General features: G+C 72.6%; 14 protein-coding genes, 1 tRNA gene and 1 pseudogene. 6 read left to right on the forward strand and 10 right to left on the reverse strand.

Annotated elements, in window-relative coordinates:
• Positions 1-28 precede the first annotated feature (28 nt).
• The 4 genes from MMF93_RS10200 to MMF93_RS10215 all read right to left on the reverse strand — a co-directional run bounded on the left by MMF93_RS10200 (position 29) and on the right by MMF93_RS10215 (position 5,124).
• On the reverse strand, positions 29-697 hold the full coding sequence (locus tag MMF93_RS10200; RefSeq protein WP_242750874.1) for an HAD-IA family hydrolase: 669 nt from the start codon (positions 695-697) through the stop codon (positions 29-31).
• 190 nt (positions 698-887) lie between these two features.
• Entirely contained in the window at positions 888-1,868 is a 981-nt protein-coding gene (locus MMF93_RS10205) for a peptidoglycan-binding protein (RefSeq protein ID WP_242750875.1), read from the reverse strand.
• Positions 1,869-2,308: 440 nt separating this feature from the next.
• The gene (locus MMF93_RS10210; protein WP_242750876.1) at positions 2,309-4,309 is read right to left on the reverse strand and encodes an MDR family MFS transporter; all 2,001 of its coding nucleotides are present in this window, start codon (positions 4,307-4,309) and stop codon (positions 2,309-2,311) included.
• Positions 4,310-4,542: 233 nt separating this feature from the next.
• Positions 4,543-5,124, reverse strand: a complete 582-nt coding sequence (locus tag MMF93_RS10215; protein WP_242750877.1) for a TMEM165/GDT1 family protein — start codon at positions 5,122-5,124, stop codon at positions 4,543-4,545.
• A gap of 594 nt (positions 5,125-5,718) precedes the next feature.
• On the opposite strand from MMF93_RS10215, the gene MMF93_RS10220 reads away from it, so the two are divergent.
• Positions 5,719-6,399 carry an HNH endonuclease family protein gene (locus tag MMF93_RS10220; protein ID WP_242750878.1) on the forward strand — a complete coding sequence of 227 codons (681 nt, stop codon included), beginning with the start codon at positions 5,719-5,721 and terminating at the stop codon, positions 6,397-6,399.
• A gap of 201 nt (positions 6,400-6,600) precedes the next feature.
• A complete protein-coding gene (locus tag MMF93_RS10225; protein WP_242750879.1) occupies positions 6,601-8,319 on the forward strand; it encodes an alkaline phosphatase D family protein in 1,719 nt (572 codons plus the stop codon).
• Between the two features lie 105 nt (positions 8,320-8,424).
• On the opposite strand, the gene MMF93_RS10230 is transcribed toward MMF93_RS10225, so the two are convergent.
• The gene (locus tag MMF93_RS10230; RefSeq protein WP_242750880.1) at positions 8,425-9,429 is read right to left on the reverse strand and encodes a superoxide dismutase family protein; all 1,005 of its coding nucleotides are present in this window, start codon (positions 9,427-9,429) and stop codon (positions 8,425-8,427) included.
• Positions 9,430-9,610: 181 nt separating this feature from the next.
• On the opposite strand from MMF93_RS10230, the pseudogene MMF93_RS10235 reads away from it, so the two are divergent.
• A pseudogene (locus MMF93_RS10235) lies at positions 9,611-10,282 on the forward strand (DedA family protein); the annotation flags it as partial.
• Between the two features lie 343 nt (positions 10,283-10,625).
• On the opposite strand, the gene MMF93_RS10240 reads toward MMF93_RS10235, so the two are convergent.
• Positions 10,626-11,627: a chitinase gene (locus MMF93_RS10240; RefSeq protein ID WP_242750881.1), complete on the reverse strand. Its 1,002-nt coding sequence runs from the start codon at positions 11,625-11,627 to the stop codon at positions 10,626-10,628.
• Between the two features lie 207 nt (positions 11,628-11,834).
• Positions 11,835-12,383, reverse strand: coding sequence for a DinB family protein (locus MMF93_RS10245; protein WP_242750882.1), 549 nt, complete (start codon positions 12,381-12,383; stop codon positions 11,835-11,837).
• Positions 12,384-12,844: 461 nt separating this feature from the next.
• On the opposite strand from MMF93_RS10245, the gene MMF93_RS10250 reads away from it, so the two are divergent.
• A complete protein-coding gene (locus MMF93_RS10250; RefSeq protein ID WP_242750883.1) occupies positions 12,845-13,240 on the forward strand; it encodes a peptidase inhibitor family I36 protein in 396 nt (131 codons plus the stop codon).
• A gap of 519 nt (positions 13,241-13,759) precedes the next feature.
• Here the strand turns inward: MMF93_RS10250 and MMF93_RS10255 are convergent.
• Together MMF93_RS10255 and MMF93_RS10260 are read right to left on the reverse strand one after the other, a co-directional pair.
• Positions 13,760-13,933: a hypothetical protein gene (locus MMF93_RS10255; RefSeq protein ID WP_242750884.1), complete on the reverse strand. Its 174-nt coding sequence runs from the start codon at positions 13,931-13,933 to the stop codon at positions 13,760-13,762.
• Positions 13,934-14,095: 162 nt separating this feature from the next.
• Positions 14,096-14,167: transfer RNA gene (locus MMF93_RS10260), tRNA-Val, on the reverse strand.
• A 173-nt stretch (positions 14,168-14,340) separates the two neighbouring features.
• Here MMF93_RS10260 and MMF93_RS10265 point away from each other — a divergent pair.
• Together MMF93_RS10265 and MMF93_RS10270 are read left to right on the forward strand one after the other, a co-directional pair.
• Positions 14,341-15,597 carry a coiled-coil domain-containing protein gene (locus tag MMF93_RS10265; protein ID WP_423835588.1) on the forward strand — a complete coding sequence of 419 codons (1,257 nt, stop codon included), beginning with the start codon at positions 14,341-14,343 and terminating at the stop codon, positions 15,595-15,597.
• A gap of 226 nt (positions 15,598-15,823) precedes the next feature.
• The gene (locus tag MMF93_RS10270) at positions 15,824-16,474 is read left to right on the forward strand and encodes a DUF4383 domain-containing protein (protein ID WP_242757444.1); all 651 of its coding nucleotides are present in this window, start codon (positions 15,824-15,826) and stop codon (positions 16,472-16,474) included.
• Positions 16,475-16,505: 31 nt separating this feature from the next.
• On the opposite strand, the gene MMF93_RS10275 is transcribed toward MMF93_RS10270, so the two are convergent.
• Positions 16,506-17,267, reverse strand: coding sequence for an HAD family hydrolase (locus tag MMF93_RS10275; protein ID WP_242757446.1), 762 nt, complete (start codon positions 17,265-17,267; stop codon positions 16,506-16,508).
• Between the last annotated feature and the right edge of the window lie 59 nt (positions 17,268-17,326).

Consider the following 17,326-nt stretch of genomic DNA (forward strand, 5'->3'; position numbering starts at 1 on the left):
GGGCGGACGGGCCGGTGAGGGCGGCGGATCAGGCGGCGGCCGCGGTGGCGGTGAGCCGGATGCGGCCGTCGGCGAGCGGTTCGAGGCGGAGGTGTTCCAGGTCCGGCACGTGGAGGGTGGGCCGGTGCTCGGGGGCGCGGGGACCGACGCCGATGACCGGCATGCCGGCGGCCAGACCGGCGGCGATGCCCGCGGCCGAGTCCTCGAAGACGGCACACTCGGTCGCGGGGAAGCCCAGCTCGGCCGCGCCCTTGAGGAAGCCTTCCGGGTCCGGCTTGCTGGCGCTGACGTCCTCGGAGGTGACGCGCAGCTGGGGCATCCGCAGTCCGGCGGCCGCCATGCGGGCCGTCGCGAGACCGGGGGACGCGGAGGTGACGAGCGCGTGGGGGAGGTCCCGGAGCGCCGCGAGGAAGGCCGGGGCGCCGGGCACGGGCACGATGCCGTCGGTGTCGGCGGTCTCCTTGACGAGCAGGGCGCGGTTCTCCGCGTAGTTGACCTCCATGGGCCTGTCAGGGAGCACGGTGGCCATCGTCAGGTGACCCTGGCGGCCGTGGGCGACGCGCAGGACCTCATCGGGGTCGAGGCCCTTCTCGGTGGCCCACCCCCGCCAGATCCGTGCGACCACGGCGTCGGAGTTGACGAGCGTGCCGTCCATGTCGAGCAGCAGCCCGCGAACGGTGATGGAGGGGGTCGTCATGCGGAGCTCCCTGGGGCGCGGGCGGTCGCGGACGGCTCTGCCGAGCCGTCCGGCGCGTACGGCCGGGTCGGCGAACGAGGACAGATGGCCCGCCCGCCGGTCAGGGACGCCCCTTCCAGATGCGGGGGGCACGGGCGGGACCATTTGTTCCTCCATCATACAAACTGAGCGCCGCGCCCCGCCAGCCCGTTCACCCCGACGTACGGGACTCCAGGTGGCGGCGGGTGGCGGGGCCGTAGTCGCCGGGCGGGTCGTCCCAGAGGCGGTAGTGCGCTTGGTAGCGGAAGACGCCCTCCTGCACGCCGGAGGAGTAGACGCCGTCCTCCTCCGCGCCCCTGTCGTAGTACCCGGCCTGCTTCAGCCGCCGCTGCAACTCGGCGACCTCGGGCCCCGAGTCGCCGGGGCGCAGCGTCTCGCCGGACGACGTGTCCGGCCGCACCTGATCCGCACGGCCGTGCCGGTGACCGCCCTCCGCTGACCCGTCCTGACGCCTCTTCTTCCCGCCTCCCTCACGGGACGGAGAGGGCGAGGACCGCGTGGTGTGCTCGTCGCCGCCACGGTCGGCGCGGGGCGTGCCCGGTTCGCCCGTACGGGACGGTGCCAGGCGCGGCCGCTCGCTCCGGCTCGGGGCCTGCGACGTCGAGGGCGAGGCGGTCGGCAGCGCGTGGGTGGGGGCGTCGGTCGGCAGGGGGCGCATCGCGCGGCCGTCGTCCGCGCTGCGGCCGTCGTCGGTGAGGATCTGGGTGGTCAGCAGGCCCGCCCCCAGCACGGCCGCCACACCGACACCGGCGAAGACCGCGGTGCTGGGCCGGCGGCGCTCAGTGCCGGCCACCTGACGCCCGGTGGTCAGGTCGGCGGATCCCGCGGCCCCGCGCCCCGCCCTTCCCCACGGCACCGGCAGTCCACCGGTTCGCTTACGGCCGTGCCGCCGTCCACCGTCGGTGGCGGCGGGCAGTTCGGCCGTCTCCTCGGTGCCCCGCGCGGCGAAGGGCGTCAGATCGGGCAGCGGCGCGGGGACTTCGTCGCCCGCTCCCGGCCTGGTCACCCGGGGCGGCTCGTCCTCGGGCGAGCCGGGCACGGGCCCCTCGGGCGTCGGCCCCGACGTTCCGCACTCCCCTGCCGACCCGGCCGGTCCCGCCTCGTGCAGCCGCACGTAAGGACGTATGTGCAAAGGGTCCGCCTGCTGGTGCTCCGGCCGTCCCTCCGCACGCTCTTCGGGTCCGCCCTCCCGTGCGCCGGGTCTCTGCCCGTGCGCGCAGCACAGCGCGCTCCCCCCGCACTCGGGGCAGCGTTCGTCCCCCCTCATCCCGATCCCCTCCCCTGGTACGGCCGCGTCCCCCGCGAGGGCCGTACTGTCCGGATCACGGCAGCCGCCGTGCCCGAATCGCCTGCAACTGTCCAGTGGTGGACCCTACGCGGTCCGGGTCGGTCAGGGTCAAGCACCCGTGAAAAGTCGATACATCCATAGACGGGCACAGAAAGGGGCAGAGGGGGACGTCGCACCCGGACGGACCTCGGCCGGTCTGGGTGGCTCGTCCCGCCGTGCCGCTCGTGATGCTGTGCGCCCGTGCCGCCGTGACGCCGTGCCGCCGTGCTCGTCACGCCGTGACGCTAGGCCGCCCTGGGCGGCTCCGCGCGGCCCGTCTCGGCGTTCAGTTGCCGCACCAGTTCGGACAGGTCCGAGGGGCGGTCCGGGGTCCACCAGTCGCCCAGCAGGTCGGAGAGGAGCTGCTGGCGGGCGTCGGTGAGCTCCCGCGCGGCCTGCTCGCCGCGCGGGGTGGCCACCAGCTCCAGGCCCGCCCTGGTCGCCAGACCGCGCTCCTCCAGCTCCCTGGAGCCGTCCACGACCACGCGGCGCGGGACGACCCCGGCGTCCTCCAGCAGCGCGGGCTCGACGGGCCCGTCGTGGTGGACGCGCAGCAGCAGCCACGTGGCGGCAGGCGCCAGCTCGATCCCGGCCGTCGCGGCGATGCGCACGTACAGGTCCCGGCGCCCCTCGATGGTGCACAGCCGGGACAGGGCGCGGGTGACCTCGTCGGCGGAGCTGCGCTCGACGGGGCAGGGACCCAGCGTCTCGCTCTCGTCCGGCACCTGCACGCTGCGGCGGAGCTTCTGCTCGTGCAGCAGCCACGTCAGCACGAAGGCGAGGGCGGCGAGCGGTGAGGCGTAGAGGAAGACGTCCGTGATGGAGGAGGAGTAGGCGTCCAGCACCCCGCGCCGGGCCTGGGGAGGGAGCCGTCCGATGGACTGCGGGTCGTGCTTGAGGCTCTGCGGCGTCACGCCCGAGGGGAGGCGGCTGCCGCGCAGCGCGTCGGCGAGTTTGCCGCCGAGCCGGGAGGCGAAGATCGCACCGAAGACGGCCACGCCGACCGAGGCGCCGACCGAGCGGAAGAAGGTGACGCCCGAGGTGGCCACGCCCAGATCGGCGTAGCGGACGGCGTTCTGGGCGACCAGCACGAGCACCTGGAGCACCAGACCGAGCCCGAGGCCGAAGACGGCGAAGTAGGCGCCCATCTCCCACTGCGAGCTGTCGGGCGTCATCCGGTGCAGCAGCACCATGCCGACCGTGGTGATCGCCGTACCCAGCACGGGGAAGACCTTCCAGTGCCCCGTGTGGGTGATCAGCTGACCCGACAGGGTGGAGGAGACGAGCACACCCAAAACCATCGGCAGCATGTGGACGCCCGACATGGTCGGGGTGATGCCGTGCACGACCTGCAGGAAGGTGGGCAGGTAGGTCATGCAGCCGAACATCGCGAAGCCGATGACGAAGCTGATGGCCGCGCAAAGCGTGAAGTTGCGTACGGCGAAGATGCTCGGCGGCAGCACGGGTTCGGCCGCCCTCCGCTCGACGGCGACGAAACAGGCCAGCAGGACGGCGGCCAGCACGGCCAGGCCGTAGACCTGCGCGGAGTTCCACGGCCACGAGGTGCCGCCCAGCGAGGTGACCAGCACGACACAGGTCGCGACGGCCGCGATGAGGAACGTGCCCAGGTAGTCGATGGTGTGCGGGTGGCGGCTGACCGGGAGGTGCAGCGCGAGGGCGATCACCACGAGCGCGATCACGCCGATCGGCAGGTTGATGTAGAAGACCCAGCGCCAGTTGAGGTGTTCGGTGAAGAATCCGCCCAGCAGCGGCCCCAGCACGCTCGTCGTCCCGAACACGGCTCCGAACAGGCCCTGGTAGCGGCCGCGCTCGCGGGGCGGCACCAGATCGCCGACGATCGCCATCGACAGAGTGATCAGCCCGCCGCCGCCGACGCCCTGCACGGCGCGGTAGCCGATGAGCTGCGGCATGTTCTGGGCGATGCCGCACAGCGCCGAGCCCACCAGGAAGATGACGATCGCCGTCTGGAAGAGCCTTTTCCGCCCGTACTGGTCGCCGAGCTTGCCCCACAGCGGGGTGACCGCCGTGACGGCCAGCAGGTAGGCGGTGACCACCCAGGACAGGTGCTCCATGCCGCCCAGGTCGCTGACGATGGTGGGCAGCGCGGTGGCGACGATGGTCTGGTCGAGCGCGGCCAGCAGCAGGCCCAGCAGGAGCGCACCGATCGGCAACAGGACCCCGCGCGTGCCGGTGTCTGCCGGTGCCGCCGCTTCTTCCCCGCTCATGGGTCCACGGTGCCCCGCCGCGCGCTCCGGGGCGCGGCGGCCGGGTCCGTCCGGGGGAGCGGCGGGCGGCGCCCCGCGGAGCGCCGCCCTTCGCCATCACCCCATCGAGTGACGGCCGGTCCCGGCCGGCTCCGACCGGTCCGGCCGGGGCCCTGGAGGGGCCAGGCGGCTCGGAGGGGCCAGGCGGCTCGGAGGGGCCAGGCGGCCTGGAGGGGTCAGGCGGCCTGGCGGAGTCAGGCGATGGCCTCGTACAGGCTGAAGGCCGCCAGGGCCAGCATGAGCAGGGCGGCGACGCGGGTGATCAGCCGCAGCGGCACGTACTTCATGAGGGTGCGGCCGCCGAGAATGCCCAGCGCGGCCACCGCCCACAGGGCGAGGACGGCTCCCAGGCCCACCGAGAGGGGGTCGTCGTAGCGGGCGGCGAGGTTCGCCGTCATGATCTGCGTCAGGTCGCCGAACTCGGCGACCAGGATCAGCATGAAGCCGCTGCCCGCGACCTTCCAGAAGGACTGGTCGGCGGGCTTGCGTGCCTGCTCCTCCTCCTCGTCGTCCTTCTTGAGCAGCAGCACGGCCGCACCGATGAGGAACAGCACGCCCACGATCGCCTGCACGAGCCGGTGCGGGAGCAGGGTGAGCACGCTGCCCGCCGCGACGGCGATCACGACGTGGAGCGCGAACGCGGCGGCGACCCCCGCGAAGACGTACGACGCGCGGTAGCGGGTACCGAGCATCAGCCCGGCCAGGGCTGTCTTGTCGGGCAGCTCGGCGAGGAAGACGACGCCGAAGACGACGGCGACGACGGTGAGGCTGAGCACGGGGACTCCCAAGTGGTCGGGCTGCCGCACCGGCGCGAGCTCACTTCGGCACGGCAGCGTCGCTGGCTGCCCGTGCACGGCGCACGGACGCGGACACTGCGGCCGAAGGTCTCGCTGGCGCGGCGCCGCCACGCAGTGGCGGGCACCCCGCTCCGGGCGCCGGGCCCGCGCGCGGCGGGCCAGTGTGTCGACGGTCCGGCGAAGAGCTACTCCCCTTCAGACGCGTATGAGGGTACGTGATGCCTCCGCCGCGACGCGATCGACTCCCGGGGTGGGGTAGGCCACGCCATGCGCCCGCCCCCGGTCGCCGGGGCCGACGAGACCACCGGGCCCTGCCGCGCCAACGGTCCCAAGAAAACGCGTGGAGCCGGCCGCACCGCCGGGCCCGACGGGACCCCTCGGAGCCGGCCGGATGACCAACTCCCCTCCCGCGTCCGTCGTGTGGGTGTATCGCGTGTGGCCGGGAGGGCTTTCCCGGGCAGGCTCTTGAAGTGACGTGCACACGACCGTCACGCTGTGAACCGCACCACCGACACCATCCGCACCACGATTCGGCACCATCGCACAACTTCCCCCCACACACAGGGAGTTCGCATGCCGCACGAACACCGCACGGGCCGCCGCCTCTACGCGCGTCGACGCTGGTCGGCCCTCCTCGCCGCCCTCGCGGCTCTCGTCTCCGCCCTGCTGGTCGGCCTCACACTGGGCGCCTCCCCCGCCTCCGCCGAGCCCCCCACCCCGCCGAGCGCCGAGGAAGCCACCACCATGCTCGGGGACCTCACCGAGGCGGACGAGGGCTCCATGGACGGCTACTCGCGCGAGAAATTCCCCCACTGGATCGACCAGGGTGACAACTGCAACACCCGGGAGGCCGTCCTCAAGCGGGACGGCGAGGGCGTCGAGACGGGCAACGACTGCTACCCGACGAAGGGCTCGTGGACCAGCCCGTACGACGGCGAGAAGTGGACCGAGCCCTCCGACCTGGACATCGACCACGTCGTCCCGCTCGCCGAGGCGTGGCGCTCCGGGGCCTCCAACTGGACCCAGGACAAGCGTCAGGAACTGGCCAACAATCTCGAGATCGCCCAGCTCCTCGCCGTCACCGACAACGTGAACCAGGAGAAGAGCGACCAGGACCCCGCCGAGTGGATGCCGCCCTCCTCCGGCTACCACTGCGAGTACGCGCGCATGTGGGTGTGGGTCAAGCACACCTACGACATGACGGCCGACGCTCCGGAGAAGGCGGCCCTGAAGAAGGCCCTGGCGACCTGCTGACCGTCCTGCCCGCTCGCGGGCAGGACGGGATCCGGCCAGGAAACTGGTCGGAGTGCTCCCTCGTTCCGTACGGTGCGGGTCGTAAGCCCGCACCGTACGGCGCCGCCGGTCCGACGACGCCGGTGCGGCGCGCGCTACGGCACCGCCCACAGGGACGCGCCGTGGGGCGCGACGGGCACGAGGGACGCAAGGGAGAAGGGCATGACCGGCCTCCGACTGGGCCCACTGCTGCGCTACGTCGATCAGGACACCGCCACGGTCTGGCTGGAGACGGAGGGCCCCTGCGAGGCCGAGGTGCACTGCGAGGGCTCCACCGCGGGGGGCGCGGCGCGTACCTGGCAGGTCGCCGGGCACCACTACGCGCTGGTCACCGTCGTCGGCCTGGAGCCGGGCAGCCAGACGCCCTACCGCGTCACGCTGGACGGCGAACAGGTGTGGCCACTGGCCGACTCCGCCTACCCGACCAGCACCATCCGCACGCTTCCGCCGCCCGAGGCCTCGCCCAGCGGAACCGAGCCGTTCCGGATAGCGTTCGGCTCCTGCCGCTGGGCGGCCCGCCCCGCCGGCTCCCGGCACGACCCGGTGGGCCCCGACGCGCTGGACGCACTGGCGCAGCAGGCCATCGCGGGCGGCCCGCTGCCGGATGTCCTGCTCCTGCTGGGCGACCAGGTCTACGCGGACGAGACCTCCGAGCGCGTGCGCGCCAAGCTCGCCGAGCGGCGCGACGTGGCCAAGCCCCCGTGGGACCAGGTGGCCGACTACGAGGAGTACACCGAGCTCTACTACGAGTCCTGGCTGGACCCGGAGGTGCGCTGGCTGCTGTCCACCGTTCCCAGCTGCATGATCTTCGACGATCACGACGTGATCGACGACTGGAACACCAGCGAGGCGTGGCAGCGCGAGATGCGCGCCACCGACTGGTGGCGCGAGCGCATCCTGGGCGGGCTGACCTCCTACTGGGTCTACCAGCACCTGGGCAACCTCTCCCCGGCGGAGCTCGCCGAGAACCCGGTCTTCGCCGCCGTACGGCACGCGGAGGACGGCACGCCGGCGCTGCGCGCGTTCGCCGAGCGCGCCGACGCCGACCCGGCCGCGGCCCGCTGGAGCTACCGCCGCGACTTCGGCCGCATCCGGCTGCTGATGGTCGACACCCGCGCGGGCCGCGTCCTGCCCGAGGCCGAACGCCGGATGGTCGATGACGAGGAGATGGACTGGCTGCACGAGCAGGTACTGGACGGCGGCCCCGGAGCCGTCGACCACCTGCTGCTCGGCAGTTCGCTGCCCTGGCTTCTGCCGCCCGCCGTGCACGGCCTGGAGACCTGGAACACCGCGCTGTGCTCCGGCGCCCGGGGCGCGCGCTGGCTCGGGTTCAGCGAGAAGCTGCGGCAACGCGCCGACCTGGAGCACTGGGCGGCCTTCCCCCGCTCGTTCCAGGCGCTGACAGAACTCATCCAGCGCGTGGCCGCCGACCAGGAAGCGCCCGCCTCCGTCAGCGTCCTGTCGGGCGACGTGCACCACGCCTATGTGACCCAGCCCCAGTTCGACGACCTCAAGGTGTCGGGGGGCGGCCGGCCCGCGCGGGTGACGCAGCTGACCTGCTCACCCATACACAACAGCATCCCCGCCGCCATGCGGACGGGCTTCCGCTTCGGCTGGAGCCGGATCGGCCGCGGGCTCGGACGGGCACTGATCCGGCACGCACGCGTCGAGGAACTCCCCTTCCGCTGGCGCCGCACGGGCGGCCCCTGGTTCGGCAACATGCTGATGACGCTCACCATGCACGGCAGGGAAGCCACCTACGTGCTCGACCGGGCGAGCGCCGCGACCTCGGCGCCGGACGGCACACCCCGCTCCGGCCTCGAGCGGGTCTTCAGCGGCCGACTCAGCGGGACAGGACCGGCCGCCAGGAACGACGGTTGAGGCACTGACGTCCCCACGCCTCGCGCCGACGGTCGACGCGGGGCGTGGGGGCGCGGCGCGGCGCGGGATGGGCTCAGGCGACGCGGGATGGGCTCAGGCGACGCGTCACCGCCCGGCCAGGGGCACCGTGAAGCAGGCGAGCCGGGCACCCGCCTCCCCCGCGTGGCCGGCTTCCGTGCGCGTGCCCGACTCGTGCAGCACCACCGACCTGGCCTCCCCCTTGCGGAACGTCCAGTCGTGGCGCGAGACGGCCTTCCCCTCGCCCTTCGCGTTCGTGGTGAAGTCCAGCCACACCTCGTTGCGCGGGTTGGCGTAGCGCGGGTCGGTCGAGGGCCGCACCGGATCCTTCTTGTCCTGGTAGTGCGAGCCCGCCTCCTCCGGCTTGGCCCCGCACGGCTCGGTGTGCACGTGCGCCCCGTAGGTGCGGTTCTTCGGCAGACCGCCGACCTCCAGCTGCACGCTGGTCGCCCCGTCGGTGACCGTACGGGTGACCCCGATGCTCGCCCCGGCAGGCACCTTGGCGCGGTCGTAGGTGACCGCGTCGGGGCGCACGAACGCGTTGGCCGGGGAGAACTGGTCGTAGCGCACCAGAATCGACCGGTTGCTCACGTCGGCGGCGCCGGCCCCCGTGCCGCCGAGCCGGAAGACACGGTGCGCGCCCTCCCCGTCGGTCACCCTCAACTCCCGGGTCAGCCGGCCCTCTCCACCGTCCCCCTCACCGCCGTCGTCACCGCGCTTCTCCGCGCGGTCTTCGCCAGGGTCCTCGCTGCTGACGATCTCCACCGTGCCGGAGCCCACGCGCAGGCTGAGGTCCCGCAGGTCGACCCCCTTGCCCCGCTGGAACGACCGCAGAATCCGCGCCCCCTCGTTGTCCCCGAGATCTCCCAGGTCCGCCAGGTCCGCCAGGGCCGCCAGGCCGTCCAGATCCACGGGGTTTTCCGGTCCCCGGTTCGCCGGTTCCCACAGGTTCGGCAGGACCTTGAGCCCCTGAAGATCCCTGGCAGCGGGTACCTCGCTCGCCGAACTCGGCTCGCTCCCCGCGAACAACGCCGTCACCATGGTGACGGCGGTCACTCCCCCCACCCCCGCCGCGCGCATACGTGCCCTCATCGTGCTGGCCTCCACCGATTCACGTTGTCCTATGGTCTGATTCAGTGCATCTGTAACCAGCCACGGTGCGAGAGCGTCGCCACGGCCACCCAGCGGCCCTGAGCGGGGGACCCGGGCGTACGCTGTACGGCGGTAACGCGCCAGCCGACGACAGCCGGGCAGGGGAGAAACGGGGACAACAGTGCCGGACATCCTGGGGTCGGTGACCGGATCCCCATGGATCTACGCGGTCATCGCCGTCTCCGTGCTGCTCGACGTCTTCGTACCCGTCCTGCCCAGCGGCGTCCTCGTCATCACGGCGGCCACGGCAGCCGCGGGCACCACGGCGGCCGACGCCGCCGACCTGCCCAGCGCCGCCGCACGGCACGCCGCCCAGAGCGGCCACCTGCTGGAAGTGCTCTCGCTGGTGCTGTGCGCGGCAGGCGCCTCCGTCCTCGGCGACCTGGCCGCCTGGCGGCTCGCCTGGCGGGGCGGCGACCGCTTCGACCGCGCCCTCGCCCGCTCCCCCAAACTCGCCTCGGCCCAGGAACAGCTCGGCCGCGCGCTGTCCAAGGGCGGCGGCACCCTCGTCATCCTCGCCCGCTTCGCCCCCGCCGGACGTTCCGTCGTCAGCCTGTCCGCGGGCGCCGCGCACCGCAGGGCCCGCGACTTCGTGCCGTGGTCGGCGCTCGCCGGCGTGGCCTGGGCCGCCTACAGCGTGGGGCTCGGCTACCTGGGCGGCCAGTGGCTCGGCACCAGTTGGCTCGGCACCGCCGTCTCGGTGCTCGCGCTGTTCCTCGCCGGAGGCTTCGCCGCCTACCTGATACGGCGCGAACCGGACGCCGCGCAGGCCGCCGGTCCTGAACCGGCCGACCAGGAGACCCTCACGGCAGCGGGCGCGACGCTCCCGGGACCCGCGACGTTCCCCGTACTGCCGCTGTTCCTGCCCGCCATGCGCGTGGTCGGCGTCCCCGACGCCGCACCCGGCTTCTCCGGCGTCGAGCCGAGCTTCTCCGGCGCGGAGCCGAGCTTCTCCGGCGCGGAGCCGAGCTTCTCCGGCGCGGAGCCGAGCTTCTCCGGCGTCGCGAACGAGGCAGCGACGAGCGACGTGGCGACACACGAAGTCAGGACGCCCGAAGCGATGACGCACGACGTGGGGAGGGCACACAGGGCACACGACGTGGCCGCGGGCGAGGCGGTGGCGAGCGGCGAGGGCGTCACGAACGCCGCTCCGGTGACGTCAGCGCCCGCGTGAACTCCCACGGCCGCTGCGGCACGCCCGAACAGCGGTCCTCGGCCGGGTAGGGCAGCTTCCCGCACGGCCGGTCACGGTTGACGGACCAGAAGGCGAGTCGGGCCAGCCCGTGGCCGCGGGCGTACCGGGCGATGGTACGGAAGTCCTCCACCGAGACGACCTCCTGATGGCCCGTGATCCCGTTCATGGTGGAGATGCCGCTGTGCGCGTAGGCGTCCGCTCTGTCGTAGCCGTACGCCGACCGCAGCCGTGCGACCAGCCCCTCGGTCGCGCTCACGGTGGCACGGGCCATGTCCACCCGACGGGCCTGCTGCGCGGCGGCCTCGTCCCGGGGCGGCTTCCCGAAAGCGAACGGCATGATCGTCCACGCGTCCGGTTCCAGCCCGGCACGGGCCGCCGCGTCGATCAGCCGCGCGTCGGGTCCTGTGCGGGCGCTGGGCAGCGTCACGTACAGCGAGAGCCCCGGTACGGCGGCCTTGACCTGCTTCAACGCCTCGACGGTCTTACGGCGCGCCGCGGCGCTCGCGTACGCGCGCGTCTCGATGTCGACATCGATCGTGCGCAGCCCGTAGGCGCGGATCACCTTGCGGTACGCCCCGGCGAGCGCGGCGGCGTCGGGACAGTCCTGCTCCAGCGTGCGGCCCGCGCCGCCGCCGAACGACACGATGGGCTCACCGCCCGCCGCACGCACGGCCCGCACCGCGCGCTCGTCGGCTCCTCCGGTGAGCGGCCGCACCCCGTCCCAACGCGGTGCGCAGCCCGAGGCACTCAGCACGAAAGCGAACGTGAACCCGTCCACGCCGGTGGACCGCAGCAGCCGGCCGGGCGCAGGCGGGTCGCCCCAGCCCAGGGAGAGGTACGGCGCCACTTCGGGGCCGGGCGCGGCTGGCCGGGGGACGGGCGCGGTGGCACCGCCGGGAAGGTTCAGCCCCAGCGCGGCGAGCCCCAGCAAGGGAACCGTCACGGCACGCGCGGCACGTCCCCGACGGCGCCGCTCGCTCCGGCGGCACGATCCGATGACGGTCATACCGGCCATCCCTGTCCCTGAGGCGCACCGCCTCCCGCCCGACAAGGGAGCGTTCATACCATCTGATGACCGCAGCCGGGCGAACCGTGCCCCCCCCTCTCCGCCCTCTTCCCCCGTCTCAGGACACGCAGGCTCGCTACCTGGTCACATTCCGGTAGTGCCGTCGATGCGCTCGCGGAGCAGATCGGCATGGCCGTTGTGCCGCGCATACTCAGCGATCATGTCCACCAGGATCCTCCGCAGCGAGATCGGCTCGCCGGTCCCCTTACGGATCCCCGTTTCGTCCAACGACGCGGCAGCGGCGATGATCTGCCTCGAATACTCGCACTCCGTCCGCCAGACGGCGAAGGCTTCGTCGACGTCACCGCCCAGGTCGTCGAAGTCCTGGTCGGGGTCGTCGTCGGAGTAGTGGAGCAGCGGAACGTCCTCGCCGGCGAACTGGATACGGAACCACCACCGCTCGACACCGGCCAGGTGCCGCACGATGCCGTGCAGGGACAGAGCGGACGGGGGCACCGCCCGTTCGGACAGCCGCTGCGCGGGCAGACCGGCGCACTTGAGCTCGAAGGTCGCCCGGTGCCAGTCCAGGACGGCGCTCAAGGTCTCGGCTTCGCCACCGACGGCGGGCGGGGTCGGCCGTGTGTCGTCGGCCCACCGGGGCGAACGGTGCGCGGGGGCTGGGGTTCCGGTCATCATCTGCCTTCCTGGTCGCGAACGGCCGAGTCTGGCAGGCCCCACTGACACTGGGCCGAGAGAAGAACGGCCTCGCAGACCGGCCGCCCCGGGCCCGTGAGCCGGAACCGCCCGCGAGCCCGCCCCTCCTGCCGCCGGAGGGCTGGCACCACCTGCCGCCGCGGGCCGCGCCGGTCGAGGTACACGTCCCTGTCGCCGCGTTCGCCACCTACTTCGCGTTCGGGGGCGACATGAGGCGGAAGAGGGGCGTCACGCTGGGGCGGGCGAAGCCCTGGCCTAGGCATTTTCAGCGTTGACGATCGGCCTCATGCTGTCAGATTGCAATCCACGGACGGCCTGTAGTTCAACCTATCGATCATATCGCCGCACTCACGGGTGGTTTGCCCGACTTTCCCTGGAATTCGGTGCGTCGCGAGCCCACCATGCGTATCGCCAGCAGCTATACGACCACGGGAGATCGTATGAAAGCTCGTCTCGCCCTTCTGGCCGTCACGGTCATGCTCGCCGGTGCCGCCGCCGCGCCCGCTTATGCGGCCAATGCGGCACCGCGGTCGGTGAACGTGACGACCGGTCAAGGGCCCAGTGCCTGCGACTGGGGGCAAATCTGCCTGTACCGCGACTACGGCCTCAACCGCAGCGGCCCCGCACCGATCCTCAAGGCCAACGAAGACGTCCCCTGGTTCGGCGACTACAACTTCAACGACACGACCAGTTCCGTCTGCAACTTCTCCGGACGGTTCGCGGCCGTCTTCAGGGACAGCAACTACGAAGGCCCGAGCGTCCCAGTAGCGTCCGGGCAGTGCACGGACGTCCCGACGTGGTTCAACGACTCGGCGTCCTCCGTCAAGCTCTACTGACGAGGACCCCGAGTCCCCTCCGCAATACGCGTGCGAGCTGCCCAGGCATCTGTGCAGCTCGCACCCTGCTGTCAACCGCACCCTGACCAGACCGAACGGGCTCCGTACACAGCACTACCGCCCAACAGTCCACTCCCGCGCGCCTGCCGCCCTTGACGCCGATGCCCCCACCAGCAGGTCAGCCTCGGCAGTGGCCGACTTGACCCTCTGATCACCGTTCCGCATCGCAGCCACCATCAACAGCCTCAGCGCCACCAGCGCGCCCACACACCACCCAGCCCCCCGGCCTACTCACCGGGGGTTTCGTCGTTCTACACCGGGGGAATAGCCGCGTACATGAGCTGGCACTCGACGACGGCACAGGACGCCTGTCGTTCCCCGGCCGGCAAGCCGCCGTCTTCCTCAGCCGCAGCGTCCAGACGAGCTATCCCTGAGGGAACGCCGCGGCTCCCCACCGCCCCCGACGCGACGAGCACGGCCGCCGCCACCGCACCGGGGCGGCGTGCAGGCGGCGGCCATCTACTTCCCTGACTGGCTGATCCGCTGCTGGACCCACCACATGCCCAGCAGCACCACGCCTATCGAGACGGCCATACTGATGGAGTCCTGCCAGGAGTCGTACCAAAGGCGGGACACGGCGGCTACGAACAGCGCCCAGGCGAGGGCTAACCCGATCCGCTTCAACCAGATCATGCGCTCCGTATACCCACTCCGGTCCCGCTGATCCGCCACCGGAGCCGTCGCGTCCCCGGACGACAGCGGGCATCGGTGGGGAGTGGACTCTGCTCATGACAACGCCCCCGTCGGTACTCCCGACAGGGGCTACTGTCCTGCTGCGGCCTGTTCTCGGATCGGTGGGCACAACTGGGATCGAACCAGTGACATCCTGCTTGTAAGGCAGGCGCTCTACCGCTGAGCTATGCGCCCGGAGTGGTGGGACGACAGCGTACCCTGCCGGGCGGTGGGCGGCGCAAACACGGGGTGGGGCGGGGAGGGCGGGCCGTGAACGAATCGACGCGTGTGTTCGTTGACCTCGGGTGGGAGAATGACAATCGGTCGATGAGTGAGCGGCACACACGGGGAGAGGTTGCGTGGCGGCGATGAACGGCGGCGGTACCCGTCGCTGGGGCTGGGGCAGTGGCCGTGCCGAGCAGTCGCGGACCGAAGCGCAGGCGGCGAAGGACGCCGCGGCCGCCGCTTTCTACGAGCTGGACACCGCCCAGCGTGACCTGCGCATCTCCATCGAGACGATCACCGCGGTCGACGCCTCCCCCGCGGGACGCAAGGCCGCGGCGGACTTCGCCGACTTCGGCAGACGCATCGACAGTGTCAGCCACGCGTACATCACCACCGTCGACGCGCACGACCTGGACGGGGACGACCTCGACGCCGCCGCGGCCTCCCGGGCCCGCGCCGAGCTGGACCGGGCCCGGCAGGAGCTGGAGCGGGTCAAGGGAGAGCTCGACCGGTTCGCACAGGGCCTCGGTTCCCTGCTGACGCGGGCCGAGAACCAGCTCGCCCGCCTGGCCCCCGCCGTGGAGCGGGCCCGCCAGGGGCTGCTGGCCGCGAGCAACGCGCTGGACGCGGTGCGGGCCCAGGGCCTGAAGGCGGACGCTCTGGCGGCCCGGCTGGCTGCGCTCTCGCCCGAGCTGACCAAGCTCAACGAGGGCGCCGGCACCCACGGGGTGCAGGAGACCCTGCAGCGCGCCGACCGGGTCGTACGGGAAGCGGAGGCGGTCCGCGCCGAGGCGGAGGGGCTGCCGCAGAAGGCGGCGGACATCGACAAGCGGCTGGCGTCCCTGCGCACCCGTACGGAGGCGCTCCAGACCCGCGCGGGGCAGGTGGAGCCGGTCCTCAGCGAGCTGCGCCGCCGCTTCAGCGTCGCCTGCTGGCAGGACCTGCAAAACGTGCCGCAGCAGGCCGAGCACTCGGCGCGGCAGGCGAACGAGAAGCTGGGCGAGGCCCGCACCGCGCGGGCCGAGCAGCGCTGGCCGGATGCCACGTCGCTGCTCTCGACGGTGCGGGCGCTGCTGAACACCACCGACGAGGCGGTCAAGGCCGCGGGGGAACGGCTGCGGCGGCTGAACGAGGTGTCGTTCGACCACAGCGAGGAGGTCGAGCGCACCCGCTTCGCGATCCGTGACGCGCAGCGCCTCGCGATGGCCGGACGCAGCACGCCCGATCCGCGGCACGCGCAGCCGCTGGACAACGCGGTGGAGCGGGTGGACCGCGCGGTCGCCTCGCTGAGCGGCCGCCACCCGGACTACTGGCACCTGCTCACGGAGCTGGACGCGGTGCGCGAGACGGTCCAGCAGGTGGTGGAGCGGATCCGCCACGAGCGGGCCTCGGGCGGCTGACCCGTCGGTGGCCGTGCGGAGTCGTCCGGTCACCCGGCGCCGTGTTGAGTCCGCGTCGCCACGGGAGGATGCTGGAGGGTGAGTACCGAGCGCCTCCGATCGCTTCGAGGAGGCCCCCGTGGCCGCTTCTCCCGCCCGTTCCGGCCGTCAGCAGCCCCGGGGCCTGCTGCCCCGGCTGTCCCGGTCGCCCCGGCCGTCGCTCGGGCGGCGCATCCTCGACGAGCACATGCCCGCGCACCACAGGCTCAGCCGGATCTACCGGGCGGGCGCCGGGCTGGTGGGGCTGGCGCTGACCGCCTTCGGCGTCCTCGGCCTCACCGACAGCATCGGCTTTTTCGACACCGGCGGCGCGCAGGTCGGCGGGCTCAACACGAACGGCGCGCTCAGCGTGCTGTCGATCCTCGTCGGGCTGCTGCTGTTCTCCGGCACGGTGCGCGGGGGCAACTTCGCCTCCAGCCTCAACATCGTTGTCGGTGGTCTGTTCGTCCTCAGCGGCTTCGTCAACCTGGCGCTGCTGGAGACGGGTTTCAACCTCCTGGCGTTCGAGCTGCAGAACGTGCTGTTCAGCTTCGTCGTCGGCCTGCTGCTGCTCGTCTTCGGGATGTACGGGCGCGTGGGGAGCGCCCTGCCGCACGACAACCCGTACTGGCAGCAGCGCCATCCGGAGCAGAGCGAACGCGCCCGGCGCGCCCGGGACGTGCGCGCACGGCAGGTGCGGGCGCGGGCACGCGGTGAGGAGCTGCGGCGCCGGGCCTCGCTGTACGGCGGCGAGGCGGAGCCGCACGCCCCCGGCGCGGAGGCCGAGGCGAAGGCGGCGTCCGCCGCGCAGGAGGCGGCGGTCGACGAGCGGGGCTACGGTCGCGGCACGCACGAGTGATCTCGGGGCCGCCTGCCCTGCGGCCCTCGCCTCAGTGAGGCGGGGCGTTCGGTTCCGTATCCGCCGTCGCCGTGTCCTTCATCTCGCGCAGGATCTGTTCGCCCGCGAGCACGCCGCGCTGCGGCAGCACCCGCAGGTGCGGCAGCTGCCAGCCGCTGTCGGCGAGTTCGCCGTGGGCCGGGCGCCAGGCCAGGTCGGCGGCCTGGAGGAGGTCGGCGTCCAGCAGTGAGTCGCCGGCCGCGTGGACGCGTTCCGTACCGGCCCTGCGGGCCACCTCCGCCACGGCGGCGCTCTTGGTCAGTGGGTGGGGCACCGCGTAGATCTTGCGGCCCTGGAGGGAGATGCCCCAGCCGTGCGGGCCCGCCCAGTCGGCCAGCTCCTTGACCCAGGTGTCGGGCAGCAGGGCGCGCTCGACCACGAGGTAGGCGAACAGGTCGTCGGCGACCCTCTCCCTGAGCAGCCATTCGGGCCGTGCCTGCCGCAGCATGTGCGCGCGGACCTGCGCTAGCGGCGCGCAGGCGGCCAGCTGTGCGTGCACGTGGGCGCGCCAGTCGGGGTCGCTGTGGCCGTCGATCAGGAGCCGGCCTCCGTTGGAGCAGACGGCGAAGCGGGGCGGCGGTCCTGGCAGCCGGATGCGGCGGTACTGCTCGGGCGTACGCGTGGTGGCGGGCACGAAGACGGTGCGGGAGGTGAGGTCCTCCAGCAGTGCGGCCGCTTCCTCGGTCATGTAGGAGAGCGGCTTGTGCTCGTACGTCTCGACGCACAGCAGGCGGGGCGCTCGGGGGTCGGGCATGGTCAACTCCAGCGCGGGGGCGGAGTAGATCAGGGTGCGGTCGAGGTCGCTGGCGAGGA

This window comes from Streptomyces tubbatahanensis (genome assembly GCF_022699385.1).
GTDB lineage: Bacteria > Actinomycetota > Actinomycetes > Streptomycetales > Streptomycetaceae > Streptomyces > Streptomyces diacarni.

What these genes read in the sequence shown, in the direction of transcription:
- MMF93_RS10200 (WP_242750874.1), bottom strand. Translation starts at nt 697, where the DNA reads ATGACGACCCCCTCCATCACCGTTCGCGGGCTGCTGCTCGACATGGAC.
- MMF93_RS10210 (WP_242750876.1), bottom strand. Translation starts at nt 4,309, where the DNA reads ATGAGCGGGGAAGAAGCGGCGGCACCGGCAGACACCGGCACGCGCGGG.
- MMF93_RS10220 (WP_242750878.1), top strand. Translation starts at nt 5,719, where the DNA reads ATGCCGCACGAACACCGCACGGGCCGCCGCCTCTACGCGCGTCGACGC.
- MMF93_RS10225 (WP_242750879.1), top strand. Translation starts at nt 6,601, where the DNA reads ATGACCGGCCTCCGACTGGGCCCACTGCTGCGCTACGTCGATCAGGAC.
- MMF93_RS10230 (WP_242750880.1), bottom strand. Translation starts at nt 9,429, where the DNA reads ATGAGGGCACGTATGCGCGCGGCGGGGGTGGGGGGAGTGACCGCCGTC.
- MMF93_RS10245 (WP_242750882.1), bottom strand. Translation starts at nt 12,383, where the DNA reads ATGACCGGAACCCCAGCCCCCGCGCACCGTTCGCCCCGGTGGGCCGAC.
- MMF93_RS10250 (WP_242750883.1), top strand. Translation starts at nt 12,845, where the DNA reads ATGAAAGCTCGTCTCGCCCTTCTGGCCGTCACGGTCATGCTCGCCGGT.
- MMF93_RS10255 (WP_242750884.1), bottom strand. Translation starts at nt 13,933, where the DNA reads ATGATCTGGTTGAAGCGGATCGGGTTAGCCCTCGCCTGGGCGCTGTTC.
- MMF93_RS10265 (WP_423835588.1), top strand. Translation starts at nt 14,341, where the DNA reads ATGAACGGCGGCGGTACCCGTCGCTGGGGCTGGGGCAGTGGCCGTGCC.
- MMF93_RS10270 (WP_242757444.1), top strand. Translation starts at nt 15,824, where the DNA reads ATGCCCGCGCACCACAGGCTCAGCCGGATCTACCGGGCGGGCGCCGGG.
- MMF93_RS10275 (WP_242757446.1), bottom strand. Translation starts at nt 17,267, where the DNA reads ATGCCCGACCCCCGAGCGCCCCGCCTGCTGTGCGTCGAGACGTACGAG.